Origin of the sequence: Actinokineospora enzanensis DSM 44649, from assembly GCF_000374445.1 — a bacterium.
Lineage (GTDB): Bacteria > Actinomycetota > Actinomycetes > Mycobacteriales > Pseudonocardiaceae > Actinokineospora > Actinokineospora enzanensis.
In genome coordinates this window covers 1-15,011 of sequence record NZ_KB894444.1, presented here as the reverse complement: position 1 = coordinate 15,011, position 15,011 = coordinate 1, and the positions used below count along the sequence as shown (strand labels likewise).

Here is a 15,011-nt window from a genome sequence, read left to right as displayed (position 1 = left end):
CGCCGCGGGCACTCCCGCAGGTCGGCCCACCCCCGGTGATCACCCCGGGGTACCGCCGATGCGCACACGGTGACCAGCGCTAACGAGTTGTGGACAGGGCGTATCCCGGTCGCCGATGCTGACTCCTACCTCGTAGGCGCGGGCGGCGCGCATCGGCACGAGGAGGAAACGGCCATGTTCGAACCCACAGACCTCGCGGCCCGCGTGGCCCGCACCCGCCCCACCGCGGCGGCCGCGGCCCTGCTCGCCCCGGGCACGGACGACCGCTTCCGCGCCTGGGACATCCGCAAGGGCATCACCGCCCCGGCCGACTTCCGCCCCCACCCCCGCCGCCCCGCCGCGGCCCGCCAGACAGGACCGGTGCGTGCGGGCTGACCCGGACCTGAACCCGGCCACGAACCCGAACTCGGCCGAAGTGGACACTGCCGCGCGCGATGAGCTGCTCGGCGGCTCGGGCGAGGTGGTTCCCGCGGTGGAGACGACCCCCTCGACCGCTGTCGAACATCCTGACGCGACTGCCGACGACGAACCGGCCGCAGAGATCCCGGGGGCGGCGGCGGGTCCGGCTTCGACGATGGCTGTCGGCCCCGAGGAATTGGCGGCGATCCTCGCGGAAGCGGATTCCGAGTCGGACGGGTCCGAGAGTCCGGTCGACGAACCGGCCATGTCCGCGACGCCGGACCTCGATGGAGAGAAACCGGCCGTTGCCGACAGCGCCGCCCCGGACGCGATCGAGCCCGCGGGGGCTGTTTCGGAGAGCGCCGAGGCGCTCGTCGTCGCCGCTGATCCGGACACCACCGCGGCGGTCAGCCCCGAGGAACTGGCCGCGATCATGGCGGGAACGGATTCCGGGGACTCGGAAACGGGCGTTGCGCGGGTGAGCGTCCCTGAGGAGACCCCCGTGACCAGGGCGGTCATGCCTGAAGGGTCGGTCGTGACCGGGAGTGACTCGGCCGTCGAGGCGCCGGTGGACGCTGGTGACGGCGCGGCGGTCGAGCCCGAGGATCCGGACGCACCTGCCGCGTCGGCGGGCATCACCGCCGACGAGCCCGCGAGCGAGTCGGTTCGGGTTTCCGCGGAGGCGTCGGCGAGCGCCGAGGACGGTGAGGTGACCCGGGCGGTCGCCTCCGAGGTCGTGGGGACGGCTGCCGTGCCCGGGCAGGCCGTGGATCCGGAGGCCACGACGGCGGTCGGACCTGAGGAGCTCGCCGCGATCGTCGCGGGAACGAACTCCGTGCCTGGCGATTCGGACGCGCGCGCCGCGTCAGTGAGTACCGCTGACGACGAGCCCGCGACCAGTGCTGTCCCACCCGCAGGCGAACGGCATGTTCCCGAGCGGGTCGCCGACCCCGAGGCCACCACGGCGGTCAGGCCCGAGGAACTTGCCGAGATCATCGCGGGTACGGATTCCGGGGCCACGCGCGCCGGGTCTGCGGGTGTGGCTGACGACGCGCCTGCGACCGAGGCGGTCGTGCCTGGACCGGTCGCGGGGCAGGTTCCTGTCGAGGCAGGTGCGGAGGACGGCGAGGCGACCGGAGCGGTCGCCCCCGGAGCCGGTGCAACGGCCCCTGAGCGGGTCGCGGACCCCGAGGCCACCACGGCGGTCGGGCCCGAGGAACTCGCCGCGATCATCGCGAGGGTCGACACACCCGGAGGCGGCGCGGGTGCCACCAAGGCCCCGGACGACCCGGACGCGACCACCGCCGTGCCGCCCGAGGTACTGGGCGTCCCGCCGAAACGGCCCGGCGGCAAGTTCGACAGCGAGACCACCCGGTTCGTCCCCAGGGCCGCGATCCAGGCCGCCGCCACGAGCGCGAACCCGGTCGACAGCCCGACCAGGGCGATCCGGCCCCGGACCGTCCACTCCGGACCCCCGAGCAACCGCGCGGCGATCGTGGATCCCGCCGCGTCGACCATGTTCACCAGGCCCAAGGCCACCCGCCCACCCTGGCGCGGTGACGCGGCGGGGCTGCGGGACCGGCTCCGCCAGGAGTTCGGCGCCGACATCCACCTCTTCGGATCACCCGCCGCCAACACCGCCAAGTTCTCCGTGAGCATCGGCGAGAACCCCGCCTTCGACCGTTGGGCGCGCTCGTCGCGAGTCCGCGCGCTCACCATCGTCATCGCCGACGACCGGCTGCTGGTCGGCCCCCTGTCCGTGCCCGGCAAGCCCGGCTGCGCTGCCTGCGCCCGGGGCAGGCGCGTCGCCGCCGGTGCCGGGATGGCCGGGCCGCCGCGGCCCGATGACGAGACCACCGCCGTGGTGCGCACGGCGGACGAGGCCGCCCTGGCCCAGCTGGTCGACCTCCTCCGCGCCGACCCCCGCGAACTCGTCGGCCACCTCGCCGAGCTGGGTGGGCCGAAACCCGTCTGGCACCGCGTGATCCCGTTGCCGTTCTGCGAGGTCTGCGGCGGCGCCGACGGCATCGCCACAGTCGGGCTCCCCGACACCGACGAGGACGACCCGGCGGAGCTGCTGGAGGCGCTCGCGGGCTGGGTCGACCCGTTGACCGGCGTGATCCCGTGGATCACCCTCCGCCAACCGCTCGGCGACAACGGTCCGCACGTGGCCACCGCCGCGCCGCCGCACCTGCTCGACCGCGGCGGCGTGCCCAGGCCGTTGCCGATCGGCTGGGGCAAGGGGATGACCCGGTCCGCCGCGATCGTCTCCGCCGTCGCCGAGGCCGTGGAGCGCTACTCGGCGTCGCTGCCCGACGCGGGCAGGCTGGTCTGGGCGCGGCCCGCCGACCTGAGTGGCGAGATCCTCGACCCGCGCGAGTTCCCGCTGTACGAACCGGCCCAGTACACCCGGCCCGGCTTCGGGTACGTGCCGTTCGACCGGCGCATCGACCATCCATGGGTGCGTGGCACCTGGCTGGGCACCGACACCCCCGTGTGGGTGCCCGCCGTGTTCGCCTACCTGTCCATGACCCTGCTGCCCGAGCACTTCATCTGCCAGGGCTCCTCCAACGGCCTCGCCGCCGGTCCGGACGCGGACGCCGCCGTCGTCCGCGCCACCCTGGAGCTGGTCGAGCGGGACGCGATGATGACCGCGTGGCGCACCAGTGCGCGCGGCCGGTACGTGGAGCTGGACGAGACGCTGGACGCGGAGACCGCCGACATCGTGGACGCGTTGCGCGGGCGCGGCCCGGCAGTCGAGGTGTACCTGCTGCCGACCTCCCGCTACGGCACCACCGCGGTCGCGCTCGCGCTCGGCGACGGCAGGCGCTGGCCCGGGGTCGCGCTCGGCCTGGGCGCCGACCGGTCGCCGCGCGCGGCCATCCGCACCGCCGTGCTGGAGCTCGCGCAGACCGCCCCGCACCTGGCCGGGCTGCTGCGGGACCGGCAGCTGGTCGTGCCCGCGCGCCCGGAGGCCGTGCGGGAGATGGTCGACCACGCCGCCTTCTACTTCCCGACCAACCGCATCGCCGCCTTCGACCGGCTGCGCTGCGGCGGCACGACCCGGCTGGCCGACCTGCCCGAACCCGCCTTCGACACCTCGGTCGCCGATCTCGCCGGACAGCTCGGCCGGGCGGGCGCCAGGGTCGCGGTGGTGGACGTGACCAGCCCGGATGTGGCCACCAGCCCGTTCCGGGTGGTGCGCGCGGTGAGCCCGGACCTGCAGCCGATCAGCTACGGCCATGGCAACGACCGCGCCCCGGTCGCCCGGCTCCGACACTCGGGTGCCCAGCTGCGGGACGTGGTCCACCCGATCTGGTGAGTCCGGCGTTCATCCGGGGGACAGGTGGCGTGCACCGGCGCTGGGCATGATCCCCGCCCATGCGTGCCACACGGATCACCGCAGCCACCCTCGGTTCCCTGGCCCTCCTCACCGCCCTGACCCTCCCGGCCGCCGCCGCGCCACTGCCCGCGATCACCGCCGTCCTGGAGACCCCGCCGAACCACGACGACACCGCGGGCGGCAAGGCGGACGCCGACGACCCGGCCATCTGGGTCGACCACGCGCACCCCGACCGCAGCCGGGTCGTGGGAACGCTGAAGAACGGCGGCCTCGCCGTCTTCGACCTGCGCGGCAACCAGGTCCAGCACCTGCCGACCCCGCCCGCGCCCACCCCGGACGCCGAGCCGGGCCGGTTCAACAACGTCGACATCGTCCAGGGCGCCCGGATCGGCCGCCGGACCCTGGACCTCGCCGTGGTGTCCGACCGCGGCCGCGACCGGATCCGCGTCTACGCGATCGACCGGCGCGGCGCGCTCACCGACGTGACCACCGCCAACCCGCCGCGCGCGTTCAGCGCCACCGAGGCCGAGGTGGACGACCAGCGCACCGCCTACGGCCTCGCCGTCGCCCCGGACCCGGCTGGCGGCGCGCCGTGGGTCGTCGTCAGCAGGCGCCACGACACCCGCCTGGGCGTCTTCCGCCTGGCCGACGACGGCACCGGCCGCGTCACCTACCGCCGCACCGACACCGTCGACCTGCCGAGCACCTTCCGCGTCCCCGGCGGCACGTGGTCGCCGTGCGCGGAGCCGGGGGAGGGCCCGCAGGTCGAGGGCATGGTGTTCGACCCGGCCGACGGCACCCTCTACGCCGCCCAGGAAGACGTCGGCGTCTGGCGGATCCCGCTCCGCGCAGGCCGGTTCGGCACCCCGACCCCGGTCGACCGCGTCCGCGAGTTCGGCCGCCCCGCGACCTACGACCCGGCCACCGAGGAATGCGCCTTCACCGGCCCGCCCTCGCCTACCGCGGGCACCCACCTGTCCGCCGACGCCGAGGGCCTGACCATCGCCGCGGGCCACCACGGCGAACGCCTACTGTTGGCCTCCAGCCAGGGTGATAGCACCTTCGCCGCCTATGACCTGTCCCGCCGCGCCCGCTACACCGGAGGTTTCGCGGTCGTCGATTCCTCCACAGTGGACGGTGTGCAGCACAGCGATGGCGCGGCCGTGGTGACTGTCCCGCTGGGCCCGGACTTCCCGCACGGCTTGCTGGTCCTGCACGACGGCGAGAACACCCCGAACGACGGCCGTGAGAGCACCAACTTCAAGTTCGTCCCCTGGGAGCGCGCCGCCGCCGCGATCGACTAGACCGACTGGGAATCACGGTCCACCCCGAACCGTCGGGGTGGGCCGTGAGTGTCCACATGCGAACGCTCATACCGAGACGGGCATCTCGGCGCGAGCAGGTTCCGGACGGCGCCCGCCGATGAGCATTCCCGCCGCCACCAGTGCCGCCGCGCCGACCAGCAGCACCGCCATCCACCACGTGAGCCGGTCGTCGTCCCCCATCAGGAACCCGGGATCGAACGTCAGGATCCCGCGTTCCCCCAACGGCGCCGCCGCCACCCCGATCAGGCCCGCCAACACCACCCCGACCCCCGGCGCGCCACCGGCCCGCTCGGCCACGACCGCGCCCGCCAGTGTGACCAGCCCCGCCCCCACGACCAGCATCGCCACCCCGCTCGCCGTCGACCGATCAGGGCTGACCAGCAACGGCACCAACACGCCCGCCAACGCCGTCACGGCCACGAACAGCCAGGCCCGATGCCGCCACAACGCCGCCACCGCGAACACGGCCACGGTCACGAGCAGCACGACCGGCCCCGACGCGTCCGGGGCCACGTCCGGCCGCGCGGGCGCCGTGCCCACCCGCATCAGCATGACGCCCACGGTCGCCACGACGATCAACGCGGTGGTCTCCAACGCCGCCCGCCACGCGGTGCACGCGGCCAGCACGACCAGCACCGCCATTGCGGACAACGCGACCACTCCGGCCTGTCGGTCGATCTCGATCCCGTGTTCGTCCTGGGCGCCAACAGGCGGGTTCACCACGGTGAACACATCCACCGCCGCACAGGCGAGAACCGCCAACACGCCACTGACCAACACCGATGGCCGCCCGGCAGGCACGTGCTGGTCCCGCCACGTCACCAGGATCGCGCCCACCGCCCCGGCCAACGCGACGCCTGCGGCCACGAACGGAACGACCTCCCACGTCGAGGGTTCGATGAACGACAGCGCCAATGGCGCCCCCACGGTGCACATGCCCACCGCGACCCCGGTCAGCGCGATTCCCTGCATCGACCGGTCGAGCGCGACGAGGCGTGCCGCGCCGCCCAGCACCCCGATCAACAGCACGGTCGCCGAGGTGGCAGACAGCAACGACTCCGTCTGGAGCACACCCAGCAGTTCCTCGTCGGAGCGTGCCATCGGCCAGTTGTCGATCCACAGGACCGCCTCGGTCAACGCGCCCGCCGCGCCCGCCGTCAGTAACCACGGCCAGGCGCGGCTGGGGAAGCGCCAGACCAGGAACAGACCGAGCGCGCCCGCCGCCGGGACGAGCCACACCACGTCCCAGCCGGTGTTGGTGGCCCACAAGGCGAAAGGGTGGCGGAAGAGCAGGGCGCCGGTGGCGGCGAGCGCGGTGAGGAACGCCCAGCGAGTGGTCATGGGGGCACGGTACGTGGTCGGGCGTACGGTGCACGGGGGCGTCGCCGACTCGTGATCAAGTGTTCGTCCCGGACGCGCCGAACCGCCCGTACCGGGGGCATCGGTGACGGGCGGCTCGCGTGGTTCAACGAGTGGACCGGGGCCCAGGCTACGACTCCCGTGCGTCTTCCGGTGCGTTCGCCCGTGCGGACGAACGGGACTCCACTTCCACGCGTGGTCGCGGTAGTCCGGATGCCGGATGTTCACCCTGGTCGACGTCTGGCGCCGCCGACCGGCCGTCATCGGTGACGGTGAGTGACGACTCGTCGAACGGGAGCCGTCCGGCGAGGACGGCGTCCGCCCGGTCACGGTCGATCTCGCGGGTCCAGGTGCCGACAAGCACGGTGGCGACCGCGTTGCCCGCGAAGTTGGTCAGGGCGCGCGCCTCGGACATAAACCGGTCGATGCCCACGATCAGCCCGACCCCGTCCACCAGTCCCGGCCGGTGCGCCTGCAACCCGCCCGCGAGCGTGGCCAATCCCGCGCCACTGACACCCGCCGCGCCTTTGGACGCGATCACCATGAACAGCAGCAGCGACACCTGCTCGCCCACCGACAGCGGCGCGCCGGTCGCGTTGGCCACGAACAGCGTGGCCATGGTCAGGTAGATCGCGGTCCCGTCCAGGTTGAACGAGTACCCGGTCGGCACCATGATCCCGACGACCGGCCTGCTCACGCCCAGGTGTTCCATCTTCGCGATCAGTCGCGGCAGCGCCACCTCCGACGACGACGCGGACAGGATCAACAGGAACTCCCGGCCCAGGTAGCGCAACAACGCGAACAGGTTGATCCGCGCGACCGCCCACAGCAACGGCCCCAACACCGCGACCACGAACACCACGCAGGTCGCGTAGAACCCGAGCATGATCACCGCGAGGCTCTTCAGCGCGGCGAACCCGGTCGCGCCGACCACCGCCGCGATCGCGCCGAACGCGCCGACCGGGGCCACCCACATGATCATCGCCAGGATCCGGAACACCAGCTTCTGCAGGTGACCGACACCGCGCAGCACCGGTTCACCCGCCGGGCCCAGCAGCCGCACGGCGAACCCGACCAGCAACGCGACCAGCAGCGTCTGCAACACCTGGCCGGAGGTGAGCGCGGAGAACAGGCTGGTCGGGATGATCCCGAGCAGGAAGTCGTTGGTGTTGTCGGCGCCCTTCACCTGGGCCGCGCCGGTGTGCCGGAGCGCGTCGGTCAGGTGCAGGCCGTCGCCGGGGTGCAGCAGGTTGCCGACCACCAGGCCGATCGCCAGCGCGACCGTGGACATGACCAGGAAGTAGCCCAGCGCCAGCCCGCCCACCCGGCCGATCCGGCCCGCGCGGGCCACCGAGCCGACGCCAAGCACGATGGTGCAGAAGATCACCGGGCTGATCATCATCTTCACCAGGGCCACGAAACCGGTGCCAAGCGGCGCCAGCGCCTTGCCGGTGGCCGGGGCCAGCAGGCCGACGAGCACGCCGAGCAGCACGGCGCCGAGCACGGCCAGGTACAGCAGATGTGTGCGATCTCGACGCACGGGGACCTCCCTCGGGGCGGTGGGTCGCCCTACGATCAGGCCGCGGTATGGCGCCGGTCACCATTGCGTTCATTGAGTTCGGGGGTGTCGGATGCGCGGATGGAGCCTCGCGCGGCGGCTGTTGGTACCGCAGCTGCTGATCGTGACCGTGCTGGTGGTCGGTGGCGCCGCGCTGGCCTGGTCGGATGTCGCCGAACGGGCACGCGAGTCCGGCGCGGCCAAGGCGACGACATTGGCTCGGGCGGTGGCCGACGCGCCCTCGGTGGTCGGGGCGGTGTCCGGGCCGGATCCGACCGCGACATTGCAGCCCTACACGAACCTCTTGATCGCCGACACCGGCATCGACTTCGTGACGATCATGTCCACGGCCGGGATCCGGTACACACACCCGAACCCGGCCATGATCGGCGGCCGGTTCCTGGGAAACACCGCCGACGCCCTGGCAGGCCGTTCCCTCGTCGAGACCTACACCGGCACCCTCGGGCCGTCGGTGCGCGCCGTTGTCCCGGTCTTCGGCCAGGACCACCGAGTGATCGCCCTGGTCAGCGCCGGTGTCCGACTGACGGCGATCAGTGCCGAGGTGGGTGCCCGGGTGGTGGCACTGCTCGGCATCGCCCTGGTCGCCCTCGTCGTCGGCCTGGTCGGCTCGGTCCTGATCGCGGGCAGGCTCCGCCGACGAACCGGCGGCCTGGCCCCGGACCAGCTGACCCGGGTGATCGAACATCACGAGGCGATCCTGCACGCGGTCCGCGAGGGGTTGATCCTGCTGGACCGGGACTCCCGGGTGACGCTGTGCAACGACGGCGTGCGCTCGTTGCTGGACCTGCCTCCCGACCCGGAGGGACACCGCATCGACAAGGTGGGACTCCCGCCGGAACTTGTGGAACGAGTACTGGCAGGCGAGGACATGCGCGACGAACTGCACCTCACCGCGACCCGCGTACTCGTGGTCAACTCCTCGGCCGTGCGGTTCGACGGAAGGGTGCTCGGGACGGTGATCACGTTGCGGGACAGGACGGATCTCCAGGAACTGACCGGGGAACTCGACACCATGCGCGGCTTCGCCGAATCGCTGCGCTCCCAGGCCCACGAGGCGGCGAACCGGCTGCACACCGTGGTCTCGCTGGTGGAACTGGGACGGAACCGGGAAGCGGTCGAGTTCGCAACGGAGGAACTGGAACTGGCACAACGACTGACCGACCAGGTGGTCGCGGCGGTGTCCGAGCCCGTGCTGGCGGCCCTGTTGCTGGGCAAGGCGTCCGACGCGGCCGAACGCGGGGTGGAGCTGATCGTCGAACCGGACACGGATGTCCCGGCGGAACTCCCGATCTGCGCCCGTGACCTCGTGACCATCCTCGGCAACCTGATCGACAACGCGGTGGACGCAGCGGTCGAAGGCGGCCGCCGACCGGAGGTCCGGGTGGCGGCGCGGGTGGATGGTCGCGAACTCGTGTTGCGAATCTCGGACACCGGCCCGGGATTGGTTGCGGGACAGGCGGCATTCGCGCGGGGCTGGTCGACGAAGGAGGACGGTCGCGGATTGGGACTGGCGTTGGTGGGACAGGCGGTACGGCGGGCCGGGGGCGTCATCGAAGTGGGACAGGGCCCGGGAGCGGTGTTCACGGTGCGGGTACCGGTGTGATCGAGGTACTGGTGGTGGAGGACAACCCGGTCGCGGCCGACGCACATCGGCTGCATGTGGAACGGGTGGCCGGGTTCCGTGTTGCGGGAGTTGCACACACGGGACGGGACGCGTTGCGATTCCTGGGCTCGTCCACGATCGACCTTGTGCTGCTGGACCTGGTCCTGCCGGACGGCCACGGGTTATCGGTGGTCAACGCGATGCGTGCGGCCGGGAACACGGCCGACGTGATCGCGGTGACGTCGGCCCGGGACCTGGCTGTCGTGCGGGCGGCAGTGTCGGTGGGGGTTGTGCAGTACCTGTTGAAGCCGTTCACGTTCGCGGCGCTGCGGGACCGGTTGGTGGGGTATGCGCGGTTCCGGGAGCAGGCTGATGGAGAGGCACTGGACCAGGCGGCGGTGGACGCCGCCCTCGGGTTGTTGCGCCCGGGGGAGCAGGCGCTGCCCAAGGGAATGAGCCAGGAGACACTGGCCCTGATCGCGTCCGCCTTACGCACCGCCCCGGACGGCCTGTCAGCGACTGCTGCAGCCGAGTCGGTGGGCACGTCCCGCGTGACGGCGCGGCGATACCTGGAACACCTGGCCGACCACACCCAGGCAACCCGCCATCCACGCTATGGAGCAGTGGGACGACCGGAGGTCTGGTACCGCTGGTCCGCGGACTGAACCTTCGCACCAACGTAGTCGGCCAAGGCGATCGAGTCGGGGTTGCGGGGATGGTTGTCGGCGATGTCATGCGCGGCCAACCATGGAATTGGGCAAGGGTGACGCTACTCGACAAGCGCGTTAAGCAGGGCCGAGAACGACCAAGTGAGCGAGTCCAATGCGCGCTCACCCTTGCCCGCTGTCGCCTGTGATGGTTGGCCGATGACGCCGGTCTTGGTGTATCCGGCCATGCCCAGCAGGTGCAGGTGGGATCGGTCGGACGCGTCATGGTCGGCGCTTGTGTGGGTGTCGCGGACAAGTTTGGGGTGGGTGTGCAGCAGGATCGAGGTCTCCCACTCGCCTGCGTGCATGTCCTCGTGCGCGTTGCTCATCATGCCCGCAGCGGTACGGGCCGCCGCGATGTCCGGCGCCCCGGGAAACAGGGCGACCGCGGGGCCGGTGACGTTGGCTTCCTGGGCGATGTTCGACAACACATAGTTGCCGCCGTGCCCGTTGATCAGCACCAGTTTCGTGATACCCGACCGCACCAGCGACGCGCGCACGTCCGCCACGACCGCGATCACCGTCTGGGCGCTGATGCTCACGGTTCCGGCGAACCCCTCGTGCTCGTGCGAGCATGACAAAGTGATTGGCGGCAAGAGAAACAGGTCGTATCGCTGAGCGATTCTCTCCGCGATCACCTGGGCGACAATCGTGTCCGTAGCGAGTGGCAAATAGTCACCGTGTTGTTCGAAACTGCCCACCGGGAGAACGGCGACCCGCGCACCGCGTTTCGCCTCGTCGGTGGACGTCGCCACGGTGATCATCGCGCACCCTCGTTCGCCGGGGTCAAGACCCAGCGATTTTACCAGTCGAGCCGCCTGCATAGCCTCGTCATCGGCCCCGACCGACTCCAACACGCCAGGTATCCGCGCCAGTTGCACCCGGATTCGATGCGACCGGGTTTCCATGGCAATCGTCGTCGAACTCCGAGCCACCTGTACCGCCAGGGCAACGGCACAATCACTTATTGTGATCGTTGGTGACTCTCGGGCCATGGCCTGTCGATGTGCCAGCCGGTGAAACGGGACGACCTTCTGTCTGGAAATATGGAGATTGCGAAGTCAACATAGGGGCTGCCCAGACTTCGGTTGACACCGGAGCTGACTGTCTTTCAGGCCGCTGATGTGGCCGTGTAGATGGTCTCAAACTCGACCGGGGTGAGCTTGCCCAGGGCGCGTTGGCGGCGTTTGCGGTGGTACTTCGTCTCGGTCCAGGACATGATCGCCAACCGGAGCTCCTCCCGGGTGCGCCACCGCCGGGTATCGAGAACGTTCTTTTGCAGCAATGAAAAGAACGATTCCATCGCGGCGTTGTCGCCACAGGCGCCGACTCGTCCCATCGACCCGGTCAGCCCATGGCCGCGTAGCAGGCGCTGGTAGGCCGTCGACCGGAATTGGGCGCCGCGGTCGGAGTGGACCACGGTGCCGGCCGGGTCGCGCAGGGCGATGGCGTTGCGCAGCGCGCTGAGAGCGAGTGAGGCTCGCATGTGCGAGGCGATGGAGTAGCCGACGATCTTGTTGGAGTAGCAGTCCTTGATCGCACACAGGTAGAGCTTGCCCTCACCGGTGGGATGCTCGGTGATATCGGTCAGCCACGTGGTGTTCGGTGCGGTGGCGGTGAAATCCCGGCGCACGAGGTCGTCGTGCACCGGCGGTCCGGCCTTGCGGGAACGGCCTTTCCTCCTGGCGTGCGACGAGAAGATCTGTTGCATGGAGCAGATCCGCCACACGCGGTTCTCCGAGGCGCTGAAGCCCTGGTGGGCGAGTTCGTCGGCGATGAACCGGTAGCCGTCGGCCGGGTCGTCGGCATGGATCTCCAGCGCCGCGTTGATCAGATGGGCGTCGTCGAAGTCACGCTGCGAGACCGGGGCTGCGCACCATTGGTAGTAGGCCTGCCGGGAGATGCCCAGCACCCTGCACGTCACCGCGACCGGCACCATGATCGAGGCGCTGGCCGCGGCCAGTTCACGGACGAGCGGGAAGGCTATTTTCCCGGCAGGTTGCCCTGCGCCAAATAGGCCGCGGCCTTGCGCAGGACCTCCCCCGTTCCTCACCTACAAGGTCACGGAACCCCGCTTCCTGGAGGCGACCTACCACATCTGGAACGCGTTCAACGTTCCAGGCAGGACGTACCCGAGGTGGGACGGCAAGACGGTGCCCGGGAACTTCGACGCGCCGCAGCGGCAAGCGTTGAACCGGACCACGCTCGACTGGCTGAACGAGCGGAACCGGGAGCGGGCCAAGGCCGAGTGCCGCAAGATCGACCCGATCTACTCCATCAAGGGCCGGGACTGCGACGAGTTCCCGTTCGCCTCGACCTGGCAGGGGGCCGCGGTGCAGCCGGACCCGGACCGGAAGCGGATTTCGGCTTGCCCGATCGACGCCGAGCAGAACCGGGCCGCGGGGCGGGAGTTGCAGACCTGGTACGGGGTCGACCGGATTCTCGACTCGTTCGACCCGTTCTACATCCGGATCGATGGGACTCCGCCGCCGGACAAGCAGACCGGGTGTTTCACGTATCCCTGATCTCGGACCGCGTGGGGCTCGGGTGGTGCGAGCCCCACGCGGGTTAGGGTGAGTCATGGTTCCTTTGTGCCTGTCGGTGGTCAGTGGTGTCCCGGCTGGTGTGGCGGTGGACCGGTACGGTGGTTTTCCGCTGGACGGCGTCGAGATGTCGTTTGACGAGGCGGGGGCAGCGCAGGAGGCGGCCTATCCGCGTGATCTCGGCTATGTGTTGTTCGCCGAGGTGGGGGCTTGGTCGGTGTTGTTGGAGAACAACGGGTTTGTGGGGGCGCGGCCTGAGACGTTGCGGCGGTTGTCCGGTGGTGGTGAGGCGCTGACCGTGTATTGGAATGTGAACGCGGTGAGTCGGGTGAGTCACTGGCGCGACGGGGTTGAGCTGATGACGTTCGAGTTCGGGGAGTTCCCGGACGCGCGTGGAGCCGACCTGGGCAGCTTGGACCGGTACTGGGCGGGCCTGGACTTCGTGGACGACGGTCGGGTGTCCGCGTTGACGATGGTCGGCAGAGTCATCGGCGCCGAGGTCACGGCCGAATGGTTGGACCGGCGGCGGCAGGCGGCGTTGCTGGTGTCGCATGAGCTGTTCCGGCTTGGTGATCCGGACTCGTTGTTGGCCGCGTACCCGGGTGTCCGGCCGGACGCCGAGTTCGTCCGGCGCGCGGTTCGGGCGGCGTGCTCGGACACCGGGGTGCTGCGGCAGGAGCTCGTGGCGCGATCGCTTGCCCTGCAACGGGATGACGCGGTCCGGTATGTGTTGTCGTTGCACGCGAGGGAGTTGGCGCGGGTCGCGACGATGGCCAGTGGGCAGGCCGAGGCGATGGGGATGGCGCGTGCGGTCGCGGCGGCGGCGGCGCGGCTGGGCGGGGAGAACGCGGCAGCGGTTGTGCACGCGGTCGGCGCGGTGGGTGGGGACTACCGGCGGTTGATGGAATTGATGTGACGCTGGGCAAAGGTGCCCGCAGCGGAATCGGCGAACGGACCAGACTCAGATCAAGCCACGGCGGAGGGCGACGGTGCGGGGCCCAGAATCCGGCTCGATGACTCTGACCTAGGGCTGGTTCAGCGCGGGACCGCGCGCCGTGGCCCCAGACCGCCAGGCACACGGGATGCCTGTCGACGAGCGGAGGCGTGGCCCCGTGCTCGGGGGGTGTGGCGTAGACGCAGCACCCCGCCCCGGGCAGGTATATCCTCGGAGCGCACCGGTACCAGGCAGGCAAAGTGTCGGCGGCCTAGGCGATCACGGCGACCAGGCGCCCGCCGACGTGGACAAGTTCGGCGTCGGTCGCGTCGCGGAGCATGGTCGCGCGCCCGACCCGAGCGCCTACTAGCCCGAGGGGGGCAGCGCCGCCACAGGCCGCCGACCTCGTTCGCCCCGCGCGGGTCACCGGTCGCGAGAAAGATGGCCTGGGCCGCGCCACCAGTAAGAGGCCGCCTCGGCGAACCGCGCGAGGTGCCACAAGTCCGGGTAGGCCGAGGCCTCGCGGAAGGCCTTCTGCAACGACTGCAGCCCGTCGCGGATCGGGGCGGAGTGAACAGCAAGGGTGACAGCCCCTATCGGTGTGGGATTCGGAACTTCGAGCTATTTTGGATGACGAATGAGTGTTGACCCTGAAGAGAATCGACGAGTATTCCGAGTCACCTTTGACCTGCCAGAGGAAAGTCCGACCTGGCCTCCGGTTCGCTACGAGCGTCTCTGGGCAGAAAAGACTGACACCAAGCTACATCTGTCGTTGCGAAATACGCCATTCTATTGCATTGGTGTGGCGTTCGGGGATATCATCGCTGTGCGTCTTGACCATGAACGTCGGGAAGTCGTCTTCGACAAGTTCGTCTCCGAATCGGGGCATTCTGCCGTGCAGATCCTTGTCACGTCCCCGAGTTCCCGGAGCGCCCTGGACCAGATGCTTTTGAGCTTCGGTGCGGCCTGGGAAACGATGAGCGACGCGACCTACTATGCGGTCGATGTCAAGCCTGATACCGACTATGCGGCGCTCAGGTCAGAGTTGATAGCAGCCAAGGATCGCGGAGATATCGAATTTCAGGAATCAGCGATTTCGAAGCCTCACCAGGCTCAACTCCTATCGTTTCCCTAGCGCGAACCGCTCGAAATGTAAGCATGCAGCCGTAGTTGGATCGGCCTCTATAGTCTGCCGGCAATTCAAGGCGGGATCATGTGA

At 70.2% G+C, this 15,011-nt stretch carries 11 protein-coding genes and 1 pseudogene; 8 read left to right on the top strand and 4 right to left on the bottom strand.

What is annotated here, in order from left to right; genetic code table 11:
* Positions 1-174: 174 nt before the first annotated feature.
* Genes C503_RS0132770 through C503_RS0132760 form a run of 3 tightly spaced genes read left to right on the top strand, consistent with a single transcriptional unit; the run spans position 175 to position 5,046 of the window.
* Positions 175-375 carry a hypothetical protein gene (locus C503_RS0132770; RefSeq protein ID WP_018686460.1) on the top strand — a complete coding sequence of 67 codons (201 nt, stop codon included), beginning with the start codon at positions 175-177 and terminating at the stop codon, positions 373-375.
* Positions 365-3,721, top strand: a complete 3,357-nt coding sequence (locus tag C503_RS0132765) for a YcaO-like family protein (RefSeq protein ID WP_018686459.1) — start codon at positions 365-367, stop codon at positions 3,719-3,721. Before C503_RS0132770 ends, C503_RS0132765 begins: the two co-directional genes overlap by 11 nt.
* 59 nt (positions 3,722-3,780) lie before the next feature.
* Positions 3,781-5,046 carry a phytase gene (locus tag C503_RS0132760; RefSeq protein ID WP_018686458.1) on the top strand — a complete coding sequence of 422 codons (1,266 nt, stop codon included), beginning with the start codon at positions 3,781-3,783 and terminating at the stop codon, positions 5,044-5,046.
* Positions 5,047-5,112: 66 nt separating this feature from the next.
* Here the strand turns inward: C503_RS0132760 and C503_RS0132755 are convergent, their stop codons facing one another.
* Together C503_RS0132755 and C503_RS41720 are read right to left on the bottom strand one after the other, a co-directional pair.
* Entirely contained in the window at positions 5,113-6,408 is a 1,296-nt protein-coding gene (locus tag C503_RS0132755; protein ID WP_018686457.1) for a hypothetical protein, read from the bottom strand.
* Positions 6,409-6,556: 148 nt separating this feature from the next.
* Positions 6,557-7,966 carry a C4-dicarboxylate transporter DctA gene (locus C503_RS41720; protein ID WP_018686456.1) on the bottom strand — a complete coding sequence of 470 codons (1,410 nt, stop codon included), beginning with the start codon at positions 7,964-7,966 and terminating at the stop codon, positions 6,557-6,559.
* A gap of 91 nt (positions 7,967-8,057) precedes the next feature.
* Here C503_RS41720 and C503_RS0132745 point away from each other — a divergent pair, with 91 nt between their 5' ends.
* Complete coding sequence (locus C503_RS0132745; RefSeq protein ID WP_018686455.1) at positions 8,058-9,608, top strand: ATP-binding protein; 1,551 nt, start codon at positions 8,058-8,060, stop codon at positions 9,606-9,608.
* A complete protein-coding gene (locus C503_RS0132740) occupies positions 9,605-10,273 on the top strand; it encodes a response regulator (protein ID WP_018686454.1) in 669 nt (222 codons plus the stop codon). Before C503_RS0132745 ends, C503_RS0132740 begins: the two co-directional genes overlap by 4 nt.
* 104 nt (positions 10,274-10,377) lie before the next feature.
* Here the strand turns inward: C503_RS0132740 and C503_RS0132735 are convergent, their stop codons facing one another.
* Complete coding sequence (locus tag C503_RS0132735) at positions 10,378-11,079, bottom strand: creatininase family protein (protein ID WP_018686453.1); 702 nt, start codon at positions 11,077-11,079, stop codon at positions 10,378-10,380.
* 347 nt (positions 11,080-11,426) lie between these two features.
* Positions 11,427-12,355: pseudogene (locus tag C503_RS0132730) on the bottom strand (IS3 family transposase); the annotation flags it as partial.
* A gap of 113 nt (positions 12,356-12,468) precedes the next feature.
* On the opposite strand from C503_RS0132730, the gene C503_RS48255 reads away from it, so the two are divergent.
* From C503_RS48255 to C503_RS0132715, 3 genes are all read left to right on the top strand, one after another.
* A complete protein-coding gene (locus C503_RS48255; RefSeq protein ID WP_018686451.1) occupies positions 12,469-12,840 on the top strand; it encodes a NucA/NucB deoxyribonuclease domain-containing protein in 372 nt (123 codons plus the stop codon).
* Positions 12,841-12,895: 55 nt separating this feature from the next.
* Positions 12,896-13,774: a DUF6461 domain-containing protein gene (locus tag C503_RS0132720; protein ID WP_281170552.1), complete on the top strand. Its 879-nt coding sequence runs from the start codon at positions 12,896-12,898 to the stop codon at positions 13,772-13,774.
* A gap of 655 nt (positions 13,775-14,429) precedes the next feature.
* On the top strand, positions 14,430-14,927 hold the full coding sequence (locus C503_RS0132715; RefSeq protein ID WP_084477443.1) for a DUF4265 domain-containing protein: 498 nt from the start codon (positions 14,430-14,432) through the stop codon (positions 14,925-14,927).
* The last annotated feature ends 84 nt before the right edge of the window (positions 14,928-15,011 follow it).